17 protein-coding genes are annotated in these 17017 nt (G+C 53.5%); all 17 read right to left on the reverse strand.

Annotation, left to right across the window (positions count from 1 at the left end; all coding sequences use genetic code 11):
• Positions 1 to 148 precede the first annotated feature (148 nt).
• Positions 149 to 1279 carry a glycosyltransferase family 4 protein gene (locus tag AC1RMG_RS29045; protein ID WP_078471677.1) on the reverse strand — a complete coding sequence of 377 codons (1131 nt, stop codon included), beginning with the start codon at positions 1277 to 1279 and terminating at the stop codon, positions 149 to 151.
• Positions 1280 to 1285: 6 nt separating this feature from the next.
• Positions 1286 to 2299 carry a UDP-glucose 4-epimerase GalE gene (gene galE / locus AC1RMG_RS29050; protein WP_125062956.1) on the reverse strand — a complete coding sequence of 338 codons (1014 nt, stop codon included), beginning with the start codon at positions 2297 to 2299 and terminating at the stop codon, positions 1286 to 1288.
• Between the two features lie 46 nt (positions 2300 to 2345).
• On the reverse strand, positions 2346 to 3089 hold the full coding sequence (locus tag AC1RMG_RS29055; protein ID WP_125062955.1) for a glycosyltransferase: 744 nt from the start codon (positions 3087 to 3089) through the stop codon (positions 2346 to 2348).
• Positions 3086 to 3997, reverse strand: a complete 912-nt coding sequence (locus AC1RMG_RS29060; RefSeq protein ID WP_410036941.1) for a glycosyltransferase family 2 protein — start codon at positions 3995 to 3997, stop codon at positions 3086 to 3088. Before AC1RMG_RS29060 ends, AC1RMG_RS29055 begins: the two co-directional genes overlap by 4 nt.
• Before the next feature lie 48 nt (positions 3998 to 4045).
• Positions 4046 to 5440 (reverse strand): polysaccharide deacetylase family protein, encoded by a 1395-nt coding sequence (locus AC1RMG_RS29065; RefSeq protein ID WP_125062954.1) that lies wholly within the window; start codon positions 5438 to 5440, stop codon positions 4046 to 4048.
• Between the two features lie 2 nt (positions 5441 to 5442).
• Positions 5443 to 6408 (reverse strand): GNAT family N-acetyltransferase, encoded by a 966-nt coding sequence (locus tag AC1RMG_RS29070; protein ID WP_078471682.1) that lies wholly within the window; start codon positions 6406 to 6408, stop codon positions 5443 to 5445.
• A 123-nt stretch (positions 6409 to 6531) separates the two neighbouring features.
• On the reverse strand, positions 6532 to 7290 hold the full coding sequence (locus AC1RMG_RS29075; protein ID WP_161466713.1) for a class I SAM-dependent methyltransferase: 759 nt from the start codon (positions 7288 to 7290) through the stop codon (positions 6532 to 6534).
• A gap of 33 nt (positions 7291 to 7323) precedes the next feature.
• Positions 7324 to 8829, reverse strand: coding sequence for a hypothetical protein (locus AC1RMG_RS29080; protein ID WP_153050248.1), 1506 nt, complete (start codon positions 8827 to 8829; stop codon positions 7324 to 7326).
• Positions 8830 to 8835: 6 nt separating this feature from the next.
• Entirely contained in the window at positions 8836 to 9894 is a 1059-nt protein-coding gene (pseI, locus tag AC1RMG_RS29085; protein WP_125062951.1) for a pseudaminic acid synthase, read from the reverse strand.
• A 14-nt stretch (positions 9895 to 9908) separates the two neighbouring features.
• Positions 9909 to 10430 carry a UDP-4-amino-4,6-dideoxy-N-acetyl-beta-L-altrosamine N-acetyltransferase gene (gene pseH / locus AC1RMG_RS29090; RefSeq protein ID WP_493170838.1) on the reverse strand — a complete coding sequence of 174 codons (522 nt, stop codon included), beginning with the start codon at positions 10428 to 10430 and terminating at the stop codon, positions 9909 to 9911.
• Positions 10427 to 11554: a UDP-2,4-diacetamido-2,4,6-trideoxy-beta-L-altropyranose hydrolase gene (gene pseG / locus AC1RMG_RS29095; protein ID WP_125062950.1), complete on the reverse strand. Its 1128-nt coding sequence runs from the start codon at positions 11552 to 11554 to the stop codon at positions 10427 to 10429. Before pseG ends, pseH begins: the two co-directional genes overlap by 4 nt.
• Positions 11551 to 12339, reverse strand: coding sequence for an imidazole glycerol phosphate synthase subunit HisF (gene hisF, locus AC1RMG_RS29100; RefSeq protein WP_125062949.1), 789 nt, complete (start codon positions 12337 to 12339; stop codon positions 11551 to 11553). The genes pseG and hisF overlap by 4 nt, the downstream gene beginning before the upstream one ends.
• Positions 12333 to 12977, reverse strand: coding sequence for an imidazole glycerol phosphate synthase subunit HisH (gene hisH / locus AC1RMG_RS29105; RefSeq protein WP_125062948.1), 645 nt, complete (start codon positions 12975 to 12977; stop codon positions 12333 to 12335). The genes hisF and hisH overlap by 7 nt, the downstream gene beginning before the upstream one ends.
• The gene (locus tag AC1RMG_RS29110) at positions 12974 to 14125 is read right to left on the reverse strand and encodes an N-acetyl sugar amidotransferase (RefSeq protein ID WP_125062947.1); all 1152 of its coding nucleotides are present in this window, start codon (positions 14123 to 14125) and stop codon (positions 12974 to 12976) included. Before AC1RMG_RS29110 ends, hisH begins: the two co-directional genes overlap by 4 nt.
• Before the next feature lie 27 nt (positions 14126 to 14152).
• Complete coding sequence (gene pseF / locus AC1RMG_RS29115) at positions 14153 to 14854, reverse strand: pseudaminic acid cytidylyltransferase (protein WP_125062946.1); 702 nt, start codon at positions 14852 to 14854, stop codon at positions 14153 to 14155.
• Entirely contained in the window at positions 14851 to 16011 is a 1161-nt protein-coding gene (gene pseC, locus AC1RMG_RS29120; RefSeq protein ID WP_078471691.1) for a UDP-4-amino-4,6-dideoxy-N-acetyl-beta-L-altrosamine transaminase, read from the reverse strand. The genes pseF and pseC overlap by 4 nt, the downstream gene beginning before the upstream one ends.
• A 3-nt stretch (positions 16012 to 16014) precedes the next feature.
• Positions 16015 to 17013, reverse strand: coding sequence for a UDP-N-acetylglucosamine 4,6-dehydratase (inverting) (gene pseB / locus AC1RMG_RS29125; protein ID WP_078471692.1), 999 nt, complete (start codon positions 17011 to 17013; stop codon positions 16015 to 16017).
• Between the last annotated feature and the right edge of the window lie 4 nt (positions 17014 to 17017).

Genomic DNA, 17017 nt, shown 5'->3' on the forward strand with positions numbered 1-17017 from the left:
GAGCAGTCACCTATCTTGAGGTGCCGTCACCGCAGTTCTCCTGATGGCCGACGGGCCGTGCAGATCATTCAGGCTGGCTGCGTCGCAGCAGCTTCCTCTGGATAAGTTGCCGGCCATTGGCATGGAGTGCATGCCGTCGGATTCATCATCAGATATTCAACAGGTTCAACAGTCGCTGATTGACCTCTTGCGCATCGAACTTTTCCTGGGCCATGCGATAGCTTTCCTGGCCCATTTTTTCCAGGCGTTCGGGGTGCTCGATGATGAAGAGCATCTTTTCTGCGAGCTTTTGCGCCGACCAACGTGGCACTAGAAAGCCATTTACGCCATCGACCACCGTTTCACGGCAGCCTGGCCCATCTGTCGTGATTACGGCTCTCCCCACGGCCATCGCCTCTTGCGTACTTCGAGGAACACCTTCTCGATAGTAGGACGGCAAGACGAACACGTCGGATTCGATAATCCAGTCCACGACATTGGAGACATGTCCTGGGTGTACCACCAGCCCATCTTCGACCAGTTGTTTGAGCGTCGCCGCCGATAGGCCGCCGGGGTTTTCTTCGTCCAGCCCGCCCAGCATCACGAACCGAGTCTGCGGGTAGCGCTCCTTTACCAGTCGAGCCGCTGCCACATATTCGTTCACGCCTTTTTCCGCAAGCAACCTGCCGATAAACAGAAAGGAAATGGGTGCTTTAGCGACGGTGGGAGAGTAGGGGTAGTCTTGAAGATTCAGGCCTATGGCGCCCAGCACATCAACTCTTTTTACAGTGATGCGGTACTTGTCTATCAGGTCGACCGGATCATCCGGGTTGAGGAAAATAATCCTCTCGAGAAAGGGAAAAGACAGGCGATAAAGAAGTGCCTGGACTTGCCTTAGTACCCTCAGTTTGTAGCCGGTTCCAGAGGGTGTGTCGGTAAAGACATACCCTAGCCCCTCAAGCATGCCGACCCGGCGTTTGACGCCAGCCAGCACTGCGGCAAAGGTCCCGAATATCACCGGCTTGGAAAAATAGGAGAACACCAGTTCCGGTTTTATCTGCTTGAGGATCTTTGCCAGTTTGAGGGTGTTGGCAATATCGGAAAACGGGTTCAAGCCAGTGCGGCTGAAGCTGTAGTCGACAGTAAGGGCTCCAAGTTTCTGGACCTTTTCCCGGCTCTTTTCGTCGTAATCCAATGCCAATGCATAGACTTCATGGCCGGCAGCAACCAGGGCCTTGATCAGATCTGCACGAAATCCGTAAACGCACGCAGCAGTCGTTCCGACCAGCGCAATCTTCATTTGAAACTACCTGTATCCATCTGGATTGTTCGACTGCCAGCGCCACGTATCTTCCATCATCTCTTTCAAACCGAGTTCTGCCTTCCAGCCCAGATCGTGAAGTGCCTTGGACGGATCTGACCAGCATTGCGCAATGTCGCCCTGCCGACGGGGGGAGAGGGTGTAGGGAATGCTGCAGCCAGAGGCCGCTTCGAATGCCCGGATCATCTCCAGTACTGAGTAACCCACACCCGTCCCCAGGTTCCAGGCGTTTATGCCGGAGTGTTGGGAAATGTAGTCCACGGCGGCTAGATGCCCTTTGGCAAGATCAACGACATGGATGTAATCCCGAACACCGGTGCCATCGTGCGTCGGATAGTCGTTGCCATAGATGGAGAGCCTTTCGAGTTTTCCCACGGCGACACGGCTGATGTAGGGCAACAGGTTCTCCGGCGGGCCATTTGGGTCCTCGCCTAGCAGGCCACTATGATGCGCGCCCACCGGATTGAAGTAACGCAGCAGCGCAACTGACCAGCGTGGATCGGCGGTCGCCATGTCCTGCAAGACTTTTTCCACCATTAACTTGGAACAGCCATAGGGGTTGGTGGGTGTTCCCAGTGGGCAGCTCTCGACAATCGGTATCTGCACCGGATCGCCGTACACGGTGGCGGAAGAACTGAACACCAGGCGGTATACACCTGCGGCTGCCATGGCCTGGCACAGGGTGATGCTGCCACTGAGGTTGTTCTGATAGTAGGACAACGGCTGTTTTACACTTTCTCCGACGGCTTTCAGGCCAGCAAAGTGCAACACCACGTCAATCTCATGTTCGGCAAAAATGCGGTCAAGGGTGGCCCGATCGCAAACATCGCCCTGGATAAATACCGGTGTACCTCCGGTTATTTGCTGCACGCGCTGTAGCGATGACATGGAGCTGTTGCACAAGTTGTCCAGGACCACGGCTTGGTGGCCGGCCTGGAGCAACTCCAGCAAGGTGTGTGAACCAATATAACCTGCGCCGCCAGTTATTAAGAACCGCATAGTTTTGATCCTACTTCAAGTGAATGCTGACAGTGCGATCGCAGTATTATCTGGACCTGATGATTGACTTTGAAAAATGATACAGCACCGCCAATAGGTTTTTAATGCTTTTATTCAAGACGAATTCCCGCGCAGCCAACCCTGTCGCTTCGGCATATCCCAGCAGTTTTCTTTGTGAGGCACCGCTGTGTATTCTGTAATCAAGTAGCACTTCATCCATGTTTGCCCACTTGACGCCAAACCGCTTGAGTCTTAGCCACAGGTCATAGTCTTCAGAGTTGAAGCCAGCGTTATATCCGCCGGCTTTGATAATCAACTCTTTTCGATAAATGATGGTGTTATGCGCAAAGCAGTTTTTATACCGGAGCATCTTGTCTATTCGGGCGCCCTTGGGGTAAATCCTGGTCCCCAGTACGGCACCTTTGGGATCAATGAGCCTTAGGTCGCAGCCTACGAAGTCCAGATTGTTGGCTTGCATGTAGGCAAACTGTTTTTCCAGGCGATCGGGCCAGCAGACATCATCCGCATCCATTCTCGCAACATAGTCGAACTTGGCTGCGTCGAGCCCGATGTTCAGCGCGCAGGCCAATTGTGGGATCCTGCTCTTGATCACTCGCAAGCGCGGTTCACTGCTGTAGAGCTCGCTGAGGCGGGATTCAACCTCATCACTAGAGGGGCCATTGGCGACGATGATCAGCTCGAAATCGGAAAATGTCTGAGAGAGAACACTGTCGACGGCCAAAGGAACAAACTCGTCGAATCTGCTGACGCCCATAACAACACTGATCATTGGTCCACCGCCGTGTTACGTCGACGATCCATCCGGCTTTTTACCCGATAGACGAAAGAGGTACCAAAAACCATGAAGGACACGGTTTTCAGCCATGCCGCATCTATCGGAAAGTAAAAGAAATATTTCAGTTTTCCCCTGCCAAAGAAGGCATCCCTCAAGGCAATGGACTTCCTGAAGTAGGCATTTGGCCAGAACCCCTTGATGTAAGGTTTTATGGCCGAGAAAAAGTCATAATGCCGCGCGTAGTCTCTGGCGACCGAGTCCTGCGTGGGAACAACCGTCCCGCAGTCATTTCCCGCATGTAGCCTGTAGTACAGAACCGGTTCAGTGACCACGGCGACCCTGTTGTCTTTAAGCAGGAAGAAGGAGATCCACCAATCTTCAAACTTGATATGTTCAGGCAGTGGGAAGATGCTCTTGGCGTCTGTTTTCCACAGCATGGCACAGCCTCCGGATAGGCTGCTTCCTAATAGGTTTTTCAAGTAGTTGGGCTGGGCAGGTAATGCTGTTCCGATAACGGCCTTAGCGTCGTTGTCATAGCGGAACAGGCCGCCGTAAACCGACTTTTCGGTCGCCAGGGCTTCATCCAAGAGCCTTCTGGTCCTTCCTGGAACTAAAAAGTCGTCTGCGCCGAGCAGGCAGATGAAATCGCCTTCAGCCATTTCAAAGGCACTGTTGAAGGCCGCATTCTTGCCCTTGTTTTGCGAGAATGCATGTATCTTGATCTTTGGGTTTTCAGCAAATCGCGAGTGCACCACAGACAGTGAGGAATCGGTCGAACCGTCATCGACGAGGCAGACTTCAACGTCCAGATATTCGCTGGCCTCCTTCAAGACTGACTCAATTGCTTCGACTATATACTCCTCCTTGTTGTACAAGGGGATTAAATATGAAACCAGATGCATGTGAGCCCTCAATCTAACGGTGTACTTCGAAGTGAATCGATTTTGATTTTAAGAGTTGCTTTGGCAAGGCAGTGGCGTTTGTTTATAACTAACGACAGCCTTGTATAACTCTCGTTCTGCTTCACTGTCGAACTGTGAGTTATGCCACAGCAGGGTGAAGCATCCACCTACCGCAAGACAGGTCTCTTTCAGGTCTTGAAACTTTTTCAACGCCGCTTCGCCTACGCCCAAGCCCATATAGTGTGGCGCCGTGACGGTTGACTCCATGGCAATCAATGGGCGTATACGCAAATTCAACTGTTTGCCTTCGACTGGATCATAAGCCGGGTACTCGTGGCAGGTTCCGCAACGAAAACCGACGTAGTCAGCGTAACCCAGGGTGCTGTCGTAAGTTAGACCCGCTGCGTCCCAGGCGCGCATTGTAGTGGGATGCTCCCATCGCAGATAGTGCATTCGGCCACCCCAGACGGTTTGCCGGATATTCTCTTCCTCACATGTTCTTCTCAGGCGCTGAGCCTCGGCTTGAATCTGTTGCGGATTCTGAAAAGAGTTATAGCTGGGGTGTAGGCCTATCTCGTGGCCGCGCCTGTGGATATCGTGCATCAAGGCTCGAATAGCTGGATGCTCCGGTTCATAGTCGGCGTCTTTAGCGCGATCAGTTCTGCCGCAGATGAAGTAGAAAGCACTGACCAGTCCATAGCGCTCCGACACATCCATGATCCAGTTGAAAGTGTTTGCAGGGTCGGCGGGATGCAGTGACGTCTGGCTATTGAAGCGTATCCAGGGTGCCAGAAACACCCCTTTGAAGTTTCGGCGTTTCAGTGCGTCCGCCACCATCCCTCGAGCAATGCCTACTGGCGAGCGAAATCCATACTGACTAGGCATATCGACGTCATGGGAGACTTTCATGCCGGACTGCTGCTGCTTGAGCTGTAAATTGGGCCAGGCTTTTTGTATGACTTGCCCAAGAATGCCCAGCCACTCATCTACCACGGGGCGCTCAAGATAACCGTGCTTGAAGGCGTGGGAAGAAGTTGCCGCAAAACGCTGGTGGGTATCCAAGTTCGTGCGATTGGTTTCCTCCAGGCGTGAGAGCATCCAGTAAGTCAGCCCGAGGATGTCATAGTTGATGCGGTAGCCGTTTTGTATGGGCTCGATCAATGGCGACGATAGAGTACTGGCCCCTGGCGCGGGTAACGGGCGGTCCAGGAGTGAGGCCCACCCATCTCCAGTTGCATCCCATGTTGTGAAAGGCAAATCTGAATTGGCTTTATTGAAGCTGATAGGGTCAATCGACAGTAGTATCTGTACGGGGCTTTCCTGATAGCTCAGCCAGAGTGTGTCGGACTCAGTAGAACTGATAGAAAAGGTATGGCCAAAACGTTCAGCCAGAACCTGTTGGAGCCAGCTGAAAATGGATTGGTTCGGCCATGCACTTTGCATCGTTACTTCCCTACTTTCAGTTCTTTGAGGAATTGTACTGTTCTAATCATTCTGGAGGGTGTTTTTGTCACCGCGAAATAGGGCGTCTGTATTGCACCGAAGGCTCTGAAAAAGCGTTCAACCGGTTCTATCATCGAACCCTCAAAGTCGAAGCGCTTAGTCACGGTCGAGGCGAACTTGATCGCTTCCCACATGCACAGGCTGGTGGCTCCGCTGTTGCGTAGTTCAGGATCGCCGCCGCCCATCAGGTAGTAGGCGCTGTTTTCGTCCCAAATCAAATAGACAGCAGCATGCCGTTGCCCCTGCGGGTCTTCTGCGATGAATATCTTGCGTGAGCTGTGTGCAACACATGCTTTGTCGAGGTTTTCGACAAAACTCTCGGAATAGGGAAGCGGCATCCCCTGACGAGTGAAGACCAGGCGATTGAGGGCCAGAAAGTCCTTGATGCCGAGGTCGTCGCGAACTCGTACATTGAAGCGGTCGCTGGCTTTGCGTATGTCGGTTCGAATGTTGGCTTGGACCTCTTGCCACAGCGCTTCCTCATTCGTCAGTTCAGGCAGGACGTAGGTGTAGCGTGTGGTCTGTTTGAACCCTCGCCAGAAGAAGGGCAGCCAGTTCTGTTGTTGGTAATGCCAGTTCTGGCTGTACTGATCGAACTTGGGAAGCTGATCGATCAAAGCTTCCATCAGGTCCTTTTGCTGCCCCAGAGCCTTCGCATATTTCGCATTACTCTCCCGCAGCCATGGGCCGAGGAACTGAGTCAGAGAAGGTTGGGTCAGCAACGTGGACCAGCGCTGCCTTTTAGTCAGGTAAGGCAAGGCAGCCATGAGCTTGCCGCCTTTTTCAACGACAGCTACATCCCAGTTTTCTGCGCCCGCCGTAGCATCGAGCCACCAGGCCTGACTGAATATAGGGATTGTTTTTTCTGCTATGCAAGCATCCCTGTAGAGTTTCTTTTTTTGCTGCATACAGAAAGCCATCAGTTTGAATTTAGTTGTGGAAAGTACATTTGATTTGCTTTTTAAAGTACTTGCCTCGATACGGTATATTTCAATGCTTTTTGACGTGGAGTGAAGAGCGAATTTGCTCAGTTAAAAGTTTTGCGCTCTACTATCAGCTCTTGGGAGTTTACGTATGATTGCGTGATAACGGTACTCATAGTACTTTGAACTGATGAAGTTTATTTCAAGGTTCAGCTTCTTGCATGTCTCGAACCAGAAGTAAGGGGTGTAGGCGAATCCCATACCTTGGTCTTTCCACTTGATCCACTGTTGCCGGCCTAACCTGAAGCTGGCCAGTTTCGCGCAGGATATCAGGTCTCTGGCAATCGACTTGGTTCGAGCTGTCAGCCCATTCAGCGCAGATTCTGGTTGTGTCGAGTAGTAGGATCCCATGCCCAGTGTCATGTAGCGGATCGGATCCACGCAGTCGAACAAGTAGAAAGCATGAGCCTGTTCATTGCGTGCAAAGAGTCCGATGACCCTAGCCATTTCTGTTGGGTTCAAGTACTGGTTCAAGGCTTCGGTCGTGGTCCAGGTTGGGAAGCTGGACTGGGGAAGGATCTCGAAGATGTCAGCCACATCCAGATCGATATCGATGTCCTTGAGGCGCTGCTTGGCAGATTCGATCATGGAGGGGGAGTAATCAATTCCCTTGGAAATTCTTGCCAAGGGTATGAGTTGCTCCAGCAACTCTCCTGCGCCGCAGCCCAGGTCGATGATTTCGCCTGTGGAACCGAACTCCTCCATGACCTGCGCACATTCAAGTGCCTTCTTCCTGAAGTATTCGGTGCTGGAGAAGCGATGTCCGCTATTGGTTTTGTCTTGCCAATAGTCTTTGGGGTTGTTCATAGTAGTTAGCCACTAAAAATTGAGCATGCAGATTCAGTTTGAGGTCAGCTCGAGAATCATTTTTTTTGCAGAAGGCTTGTCCTGGGCTTTAAGGAATCGATTACCGTTGTTCAAATGGTTTGCAATTGCTACAGCCCATGCTTGTCCTTCTTCTCTGCGTTGTGCAATCCCCAGGTTTTGCCACTCCATGTAGTAACTGCAGTTGTGATCAAGCAGTGTAGGGACGCCTTCAAGTGCGGCTTCGATAGTAACTGAAGAGTTGAGGGTGACATGTAGATCAGCCAGCTTCAAAACGTAATCGATAGGTAGGTTGGAGCATAAATCCAAGTCGCTGCACTTGTTTTTGAATCGAGCTGAATAGATATCCTGTTTGTCCATCATTGCCGGGTGTAGCCGAAACAACCAGAATACGGATTCGCATTCAGGGCTCTGCATCGCGTCGAGCAGGGCTTGAAGGAAATCCTCGCACTCTATGGGCTGCAAGGTGATCAGAGTGACTCGTTCACAGCCGGAGTTCTTGATGCGAGATGTCAACGTTTTATATTCGGAGAACTCAACATCCACCTCGCTCAAGTACTGGCTGAAGATTCGCCCTCCCAATATCCCTGTGTGAGCCTGGCCTCCCCATGAGTTCACATTGACTACATCCTCAGCCGTCCAGTTCCAGAATAATCGAGGCAGCATGTCCCAACCACCCTCAGGAACCCGGCCCCAATTTCCATATGCAAAATGCCCGGGACCTTGCACGCCGTGCTGCAGATCAATGGTCTTTATGCCAAGTGCATTGGCCGCCGCCATCAAGGAAAAGCCGAGAATGTTGTAGTAAGTGACGACCAGTACAATATTCGGCTGTGTGGATTTCAGGACTTTTGAAAAACGCTCTTTATGCAAATCTAGCTGTGTAAGGGCTTTCTGGATCGCAGGAAAGTTGATTGAGCGGGCGGTGAAGCCTTGCAACTCAATCTCGCTCTTCAGGTTCTCAATCAGCGCAATATCACTCTCTTCCAGTTTTGTGGATTTGCTTCGGGATCCACCTAGAAGAGAAATTAACGTCAGATATTTTTGTATATAGGCTGTCTTTTCCGACCTCGGAGTGCGGTACTCAGCGCCAGGGACAAACTCTTCGGCGTAGAAGCTGATTTGGTTGTTCGCCGCCTCACACCAATGCCTCAAAGGGGAAAAGAATGCGTCGAAGTACTTGCCCTTAATTTTCAAGCTGCGGCAGGTCGAGTGCGTCAGATAGTAGACATCAGATGGTCCACTTCGACCCAGGTTGCTCTTCGGGTCAATGAAACTCTCAAAAAACGAACTAAGCGCGTATAGGTATTTTCTAAACCGATCTTTGATCCCGGCTTTTTCCTGGGCGGGCGGAACCAGTGGATCATTCTCAAAACCGAGCATCATCCGCAGCAAGGGCCAGTATTGCGTGCCCTTATAGCGCAGTGACGAAACATCATATTTTTTTTCAAGCGTGCACAATACGTCAAGAAAATTTCTTTCACTGACAGCAAGTGCAAGATTGCTTTCTAACTCCCCCACCCGGCGTTACTCCGCAATTACTTCGAAACTGACAGCTGTATTGGCGGTTATGTCTCTAGTCACTCGCTTTCCAATGACCAGGTCATAGCACTTGGGTGGAAGTCCATAGCTCGGGCGTACGCTGCGTATCGCGTCCGGGGTAATCAATTCTCCGGCTTTCAAGTCTTGTACAAAGTACAAGGAGCGGCGGAATTTTGCGTTGCCTTGTTCACTCGACTTGCGTGCGTAGTCGACCTTGCCCATGGCCGACCATGCCGTCTTGCTGTTACGGCAGAGCTCGGCCAGTTCGGCAGGTTCCAGCGAAAAACTGTCATCAGGGCCGCCACCACTTCGATTGAGAGTGAAGTGTTTCTCGATGATCGAAGCGCCCAGGGCAACACTGGTAATGGCTGTGGTGTTGTCCAGTGTATGGTCGGAAAGGCCGGTGACCAATCCAAATCGCTGAATCATTTCAGGAATGGTACGCAAGTTGTAATCACTGGCCGGCGCAGGGTAGCCACTTACACAGTGAAGAATTGCCAGTTCCTTGCAGCCGGCGGATTTTGCGGTATCTATGGCCTCCTGGATTTCCTCGGCGTCAGCCATGCCGGTGGAAATGATCATGGGCTTGCCGGTGCTTGCGACATATTTGATCAGGGGCAGATCCACGGCTTCGAAAGAGGCGATCTTGTAGGCCGGGGCATTGAGATCTTCCAACATGTCTACAGCGGTGTTATCAAATGGCGAGCTGAAAATGGTAATGCCCAGTTTTTCAGCATGCTTGAACAGCGGCGAATGCCAGGCCCATGGCATATGGGCTTCTTGATAAAGCTGATAGAGGGTTTTGCCATCCCAGAGACCTCCCCGTATCTGAAACTCCTCGGAGTCGCAGTTCAAGGTGATGGTGTCGGCGGTATAGGTTTGCAACTTGATGGCGTCAGCGCCTGCTTTCTTGGCCTCTTCAATGATTTTCAGCGCAGTTTCCAGCTTCCCGTTATGGTTCGCGGAAAGCTCGGCGATGATGTATGGAGGCGCGTCCTGAGCAATGCGGCGACCGGCAATGTTGATACTGTAATTGTTTGACATAACGTCGGTGTCTCTCAAGTATTTGGTTGCCATTCAGCGGCGAGGAGGCCAAAACACACAGTGTCGTGATAGCTCTGGCCATCGAAATGTTGCTCGCGCAGGACACCTTCCTGTTGAAAACCAAGGCTGCGATGCATCCGTAATGAGCGCTCATTGTAAGCCAGCACCTGTCCACAGACCTTGTGCAGGTTCAACTCTGTAAACCCATAGCGCAAAGCCGCCTGGCCCATCGTGCGGCCTGTGCCTTTCGGAGCTTGCGGTGCGGCATAGAACCCCCAGTCAGCGGTACGGCCTTGTGTCGTCTGGTGGAAGTTCACATAGCCAAGTGCGGCGCCTTGGCTTTCGAATATCAGCAGCGCGCGGCGGGGGTCCGCTGATGCCTGCTCGAACCAGCGAGCGTGTTCGGCACGGTTGATCTCATGCTGGGTGTGCATGTAGCTGCGCACCTCTTCGTGGTTGCGCCAGGCGAGCACTTGATCGATGTCGTCGCCCGTCATCCTGCGTACCAGGCATTGGCTGTTGCGTTCTCTGGTCATTTAGCGAGCTGCTCCAGTCTTCCTACGACATAACGTGCACCGCAACCGTCGGTAACGCCAATGGCTGCTCCGATCATCTGCACCAGTCTGGAGTCCTGCTGCAGGTTGGCCAGGGCAACAGGCAGGCGGTCGGCGATCTGCTCCACGGTTCCCAGCAGCTCCCCGGCACCGGCATTGGCCAGGGCGCGGGCCCCAGGCCATTGATTCTCGGCAATAACCACCGTCAAGGTGGGGAGTCCCATGCAGCAACGCTCCCAGGACGTGCCACCTGCGGCACCTATCGCCAGATCGCTGTCCGCCATTCGTTGTGCCATGTCGCTGATATTGACCAACACTTCGGTCGGCACCGGCATCCTCGCACATTGCTCCCTTACGCTATCTAGCCATGGGGCCGCAGCGCCCATCACTGTCCAGATGCGGCAGTCGTCTGGGAGGGCGCAGTTTTTCAGGGCATCCAGTACCCGACCGGTGACATTGTCCTTGTCGACTCCGCCCATGCTGATCAGCAATTGTCCAAGCCGTGGGGTGGCCCGACGCTCGATGCTGTAGTCGCGTAGTTGTGCGAAATCTGGTCGCAGCAACGCATATTTCGAACCCGCGAGCACTTCACAGTGAGGTAGCACCCAAGCACGGTAGTCTGCGGCCTGGCGTCCCAGGTTCTGATCCAGTAGCAGGTCACAGCAATGCGCGCGGTCGGCGAGGTCATCAATGACCATCAGTTTGCCGCACAGTGGTCTGACGGCCTGTTCCCAGCGAGCATCTAGAGCGTAGTGGTCGACGATCAACCAGTCAGGCTGCAACTCTCGCAGAATAACTACCGACTCATCGGCATCTTGTTGCTGGGAAACTTCCAGCCATTGGCAATGGGCAAGCTGCGGTCCATGTTCCTTGAATACGCTCGAAGCAGGCGCCTGCACCGAACCCTTGGTGAGGGCGGGGAGCGCATGAACATGGTGTCCCTTGTCCGCAATCAGTGCCGACACGCTCTCGGGCGTGCCACGACAGATGAAGTGACACTCAACCATGCCCATGGACAGGGCATCGGCCAATGTGAGACAGCGCATCACATGGCCAATGCCGATGTTCACCGAGGCATCGACACGAAACGCAACGCGCTCGATCATCGAGACCCAGCCGAATCAAGGTACGGCTTGCGAATGGGCACACCCGCCGCGGCCAGGGCGTTTTTCGCACCAGCAGGTGTCTGTTCGGTGAAATGGAACATGCTGGCTGCGGCCACTGCCGAAGCGCCGGCCTGAGTTACAGCCTCTACCATGTGCTGGTAGTTGCCCGCGCCACCCGAAGCGATGACCGGAATGTTGACCGCCCTGACCACGGCCTCGATCAACGCCAGGTCATACCCCAATTGAGTACCGTCCCGATCGATCGATGTAATCAGGATTTCACCGGCGCCTCTGGCTTCCACCTCGCGCGCCCAGTCAGCCACTTTACGGCCAGTAGCCTGTTTTCCCGCATGGCTGAAGCATTGCCAGCCACTACCGTCCGGCTCATTGCGCACGTCGATGCTTGCCACGACGGACTGTGCACCATGGCGCTTGGCAATCTCAGTCAGCAGCTCCGGGTTGGTATAGGCCGCTGTGTTGATGCTGACCTTGTCCGCACCGGCACGGAGCAGTCGCTGGACCTGGTTGATATGGGTAATACCGCCACCCACGGTCAATGGAACGAAACACTCTTGGCCAAAATCATCGACAGACTCGAAATCCAGATCTTCATCTGACTTGTGCGCCACGATGTCCACCAGGATGAGTTCATCAACTTCGCGCTGGTTATAGACTTTGATGGCGGGCATGACGGATCCCACCCTTCGCCAGCTGTCAAAACCGATGCCTTTTACCAAGCCAAGTTGTTTCCACAGCAGGGTTGGAATTACGCGAACCTTCAGCATTCTGGTGCCTCTACAAAGTTTCGCAGCAACCGAAACCCGGCCCTGGAGCTTTTTTCTGGGTGGAATTGTGTACCCCAGACGCGTCCACGTCTGACGGCGGCGACAACCGGAACACCATAATCGGTAACAGCCAGAATATCGGCGCTGTCTTCTGGCGTGAATGCATAGCTATGCACGAAGTAAAAGTCCGTGCCATCAGGTATGCCATCGAACAGTTCACGTTCTGCAGCGCAGGCCGAAACATTGTTCCAGCCACTATGAGGCACGCGCAGGGTACAGCCCAGTGAACTAAGATGTTCGACCTTGCCGGGTATCAGGTTCAACCCGGGAGTTGTCCCCTGGCCATCACTTTGCGCGCCTTCCATGCTGGTGGTGGCAAGAAGTTGCATGCCGACGCAAACTCCTAGCAGGTGTTTGCCGCGGTGTTGAACTTCCTCATGCAAAGCGTCGACCCAACCCCCTTGGTGCAGGAGCTGTGCGCAATCGGCAAAATTGCCGACGCCTGGCAGAAGGAGCCGATCGACCGTGTGCATGTCAGTGGCGCGATCCACCAGAACCGGTGTAACGCGCAGAGCTTCAATGGCGCGCATCACCGATCCGAGGTTGCCGACCCCATAATCAATAATACCGATCTTCATATGTTGTCGTAGTTGACCTTGGTGAGGTTGCCATCTTTATCTTTAATCAGCGCACCTTTTGCGTCGCGTTTAAAGATTTTTTTGTTGGTGAACTTGTCGCACAGGCTGATGAACTCGTCCACGGTCATGTCCAGTGGACGCAAGATATCTTCGAGGCTTTTCCCCAGGTACTCCCATGGGAACTTGCCGTCGAGGTTCTTGACGATGTCCATGCCATCCTGGCGGGTCAGGCGGTCGCGGCGAATGTGCAGGCAGGCGTGGTCGGTAGCGCGACTGAAACCAAACTTGAGGAACTTGAAGTAGTCGTGAATGCCGTGTTGGTGGTTGTCCAGGTTTTCATAGTTGACCATGGATCCTTCGGCCACTTTTTCATAGGTATGAAAACCATGTGCCTGGGCGATCAGCGAGTTGGACAGGCCATCCCACGGAATGTAGTGGCCAAGGAACAGGCCGGTAACGCCCACACGGGTCAGATCTTCGTCACTGGGGTAGGTGTACGAGATCAAGTGCTTGGCTTCGATGCCATCGGTGCCGATGAGATCGGAAACACGCATGCCCAGCAGGCCACCGAACTCTTCCAGCCAGCGACGGTTGAGGACGTTATTGCTGGCCGCAGCTGCGGGGCCGCCATATTCGTTTTGCGAGTTCTCTCCCCATACGATCAGCGGGATGTTGAACTGAACGGCGGCTCGGACCGGGATGGTAAAGATCCCTACGTGCTCGGGCCAGGCAATGTCGCCCACCTGGGTCAGGCCGATTCGGTTCAGCTTTGCGCGGATCCTTGGGTTGGGGGACATCTCTACGTAGTCGACACCGAGGTGTTTCAGGTTTTCGATGTTCTTGCGGCCAATGTCAGAAAGGTCGCAAGTCGTCGAGGTTACGCACAGGGGGTTCAAACCCAGCTGCAGCATGCGTATTACCTGGTAGGTGCTGTCTTTCCCACCACTGACAGGAACAATGCAATCCCAGTTGTCACCGGTCTTGTTCTTGTACTTGTCGAGAATGACCGCCAGTTCTTTCTTGCGCTGGTCCCAGTCGACTTCGTTTCGTTGTTCATAGCTGCGGCAGGCACTGCAGATACCCTCATCATCGATATAGAGATCAGGTTTGGTGTCTGGCATTACGCAGCGCTTGCAATAAGTCAGCATCTTTTAACGTCCTCTCGAAAAACAAATTTACAGGCTGCTATCCCGAAGCCGCACGGCCTTGAAAAGATATTCAGCCATTTCCCAGTCTTCTAGCGTGTCGATATCTTGAACGCGATGCCGCGGCAGTATGATCGGTAGCGATCTTTTGCCAAAGATGACCCGATTCTCCAGCCATGCGGCGGATGTTCCCCAATAAAATTGGCCGGCATCATGGTAGGCATGTTCAAGGTCTTGAGAGCGGACAGCGAAGTACTCGGGGTTAAACATATCAACGCGACCATCCTCATTTATGCGGATGGCGCGCTGGATTGGAAATGCGTAGCTGGTGACCGAAAAAGCGTAATCCCCTCCTTCTTTATCCAGCGCATTCAACCCCTTGAGGATGTCCTGGCTGTCGATAAGAGGGGCGGTGGCATAAAGGCAGCAAACATATTGAGGGTTAGAACCTTGAAGGTTTAACCATTCAATGGCGTGACGCACTACGGGGGTAGTGCCCGTATGATCATCGGATAGCTCCGCTGGCCGCATGAACGGTACGCTAGCCCCATGCTGAACAGCAACTTCAGCTATTTCGGCGTCGTCCGTAGAGACGATGACCTGTTCAAAGCAGCCACTTTTTAACGCTGCCTCGATGCTCCAGGCAATCATCGGCTTGCCGCAGAACTCTTTGATGTTCTTGCGTGAAATACGCTTGCTGCCACCGCGAGCAGGGATGATTGCGACGTTCATGCCGAGAGAGCCTTGCGCAGTGCGAGCACAACCTGATCCTGCTGCTGCTCAGTCATCGTCTGAAACATCGGCAGGCTGATGGCTTCGCGGTAATAGCCCTGTGCTTCCGGGTAATCTTCAGGCTTGATACCCATCTGCCGATAGTAAGGCTGGGTGGACACCGGGATGTAGTGCACATTCACGCCAATGCCTTGCTCGCGCAGGGATTCAAATACCTGGGCATGTGTCTTGTCGATCTTCTCGAGCTGCAGGCGAATTACATACAGGTGCAGGCCGGAATAACTGTCTGGATGCTGCCAAGGCGTAGTCACCGGCAGTTCAGTCAGCAATTGATCATAGCGTCGGGCCAATGCGTGACGTCGGGCCACGTATTGGTCGAGGCGCTGAACCTGGCTAACGCCCAGAGCCGCTTGCAACTCGGTCATACGGTAGTTGTAGCCAAGAGCGATCTGCTGGTAGTACCAAGGGCCATCAGATTCATGAGTCATCTGGGCCGGATCACGGGTAATACCATGGCTGCGCAACAGCGCCATCTTTTCGGCCAACTCCCCGTTATTGGTCAGGGCCATACCGCCTTCAGCAGTGGTGATGATCTTGACCGGGTGAAAGCTGAATATCGTGATGTCGCTAAATCGGCAGTTACCGATGAACTCGTTCTGATACTTTCCGCCGATGGCATGCGATGCATCTTCGATGACCTTGAATCCATAACGCTTGGCTAGCGCATGGATGGCCTGCATATCGCAGGGCTGGCCACAAAGGTGGACGGGAACCACCACTTTAGGCAGTTTTCCTGCGCGCTCCGCCTGCTCCAACTTGAGCTCCAATGCCCGTGGACAGAGGTTGTAGGTGACGGGGTCGATGTCTACGAAGTCCACCTGGGCGCCGCAGTACAGCGCGCAGTTTGCCGAGGCGACAAAGGTGATTGGAGTGGTCCAGAGCCAATCTCCAGGGCCTACTCCCAGCGCCAAGCAGGCGATGTGCAGCGCAGATGTCGCGCTGTTCAGCGCCAGAGCATGCTCAGCACCAACATGTGCTGCTACCGCTTGCTCAAAACGCGGCACCATAGGGCCTTGAGTGAGAAAGTCGGACTGCAATACCTCCACTACCGAATCAATGTCTGCTTGGGTAATGTCTTGGCGGCCGTAGGGGATCATGGATCAGATACTCCCGATTTTTTCGCGATTGAGATCTATCCATGCCTGCAGCGCCTCACCGGTCATCCACTGGCTGTTGCTGTCACTGGCATAGACAAAGCCTTCGGGGACTTTATGACCGTCCTTGATGCGCTCTTCACAGGTCGACCAGTTGTTGATTGTTGGCAGAATCTTGAAGTGCTCCGGGTACTCGTAGGTGTAGTAAGCATCCTCGACGCTGATCATCTGCTCGTGCAGTTTCTCGCCAGGACGGATACCCACTACTTCCTGCTGTGCATCTGGGGCAATGACACGAGCCAGGTCGGTGACCTTCATGGATGGAATCTTCTTAACGTAGATTTCACCGCCTTCCATATCCTCAAAGGCATGCCATACCAACTCCACACCTTCTTCAAGGGAGATCATGAAGCGAGTCATGCGCTCATCGGTGATTGGCAGTACGCCTTTATCCTTGATCGACATGAAGAACGGGATCACCGAGCCGCGAGAACCCATGACATTGCCATAACGAACGACGGAGAAGCGGGTTTCGTGCCCACCGGAATAGGAGTTCCCAGCGATGAACAGCTTGTCGGAAGCCAGTTTGGTGGCACCGTATAGATTGATCGGGCTGCTGGCTTTGTCCGTGGACAGGGCGACAACGCGCTTGATGCCTTTATCAATGCAGGCATCGATCAGGTTCATGGCGCCGTTAATATTGGTCTTCACGCATTCGAAAGGGTTGTACTCGGCCGTCGGGACAATCTTGGTGGCAGCCGCGTGAACGACATAGTCCACACCATCAAGGGCGCGATACAGACGGTCTTTGTCGCGAACGTCGCCGATGAAGAAGCGCACGCGAGGGTCGCCTTCGAACTTCTTCGCCATGTCCCACTGCTTCATTTCGTCACGAGAGAAAATGATGACTTTCTTCGGATTGTATTTGGCGAGGGTCATCGGCACGAAGGTGTTCCCGAAGGAGCCTGTGCCACCAGTGATAAGAATGGTCTGGTCGGTGAGCATGAAC

This window comes from Pseudomonas sp. GW822-FHT04H02 (assembly GCF_058800645.1).

Coding starts and splice junctions, on each gene's coding strand:
- AC1RMG_RS29045 (WP_078471677.1), bottom strand. CDS start 1,279: ATGAAGATTGCGCTGGTCGGAACGACTGCTGCGTGCGTTTACGGATTT.
- galE (WP_125062956.1), bottom strand. CDS start 2,299: ATGCGGTTCTTAATAACTGGCGGCGCAGGTTATATTGGTTCACACACC.
- AC1RMG_RS29055 (WP_125062955.1), bottom strand. CDS start 3,089: ATGATCAGTGTTGTTATGGGCGTCAGCAGATTCGACGAGTTTGTTCCT.
- AC1RMG_RS29060 (WP_410036941.1), bottom strand. CDS start 3,997: ATGCATCTGGTTTCATATTTAATCCCCTTGTACAACAAGGAGGAGTAT.
- AC1RMG_RS29065 (WP_125062954.1), bottom strand. CDS start 5,440: ATGCAAAGTGCATGGCCGAACCAATCCATTTTCAGCTGGCTCCAACAG.
- AC1RMG_RS29070 (WP_078471682.1), bottom strand. CDS start 6,408: ATGCAGCAAAAAAAGAAACTCTACAGGGATGCTTGCATAGCAGAAAAA.
- AC1RMG_RS29075 (WP_161466713.1), bottom strand. CDS start 7,290: ATGAACAACCCCAAAGACTATTGGCAAGACAAAACCAATAGCGGACAT.
- pseI (WP_125062951.1), bottom strand. CDS start 9,894: ATGTCAAACAATTACAGTATCAACATTGCCGGTCGCCGCATTGCTCAG.
- pseH (WP_493170838.1), bottom strand. CDS start 10,430: ATGACCAGAGAACGCAACAGCCAATGCCTGGTACGCAGGATGACGGGC.
- pseG (WP_125062950.1), bottom strand. CDS start 11,554: ATGATCGAGCGCGTTGCGTTTCGTGTCGATGCCTCGGTGAACATCGGC.
- hisF (WP_125062949.1), bottom strand. CDS start 12,339: ATGCTGAAGGTTCGCGTAATTCCAACCCTGCTGTGGAAACAACTTGGC.
- hisH (WP_125062948.1), bottom strand. CDS start 12,977: ATGAAGATCGGTATTATTGATTATGGGGTCGGCAACCTCGGATCGGTG.
- AC1RMG_RS29110 (WP_125062947.1), bottom strand. CDS start 14,125: ATGCTGACTTATTGCAAGCGCTGCGTAATGCCAGACACCAAACCTGAT.
- pseF (WP_125062946.1), bottom strand. CDS start 14,854: ATGAACGTCGCAATCATCCCTGCTCGCGGTGGCAGCAAGCGTATTTCA.
- pseC (WP_078471691.1), bottom strand. CDS start 16,011: ATGATCCCCTACGGCCGCCAAGACATTACCCAAGCAGACATTGATTCG.
- pseB (WP_078471692.1), bottom strand. CDS start 17,013: ATGCTCACCGACCAGACCATTCTTATCACTGGTGGCACAGGCTCCTTC.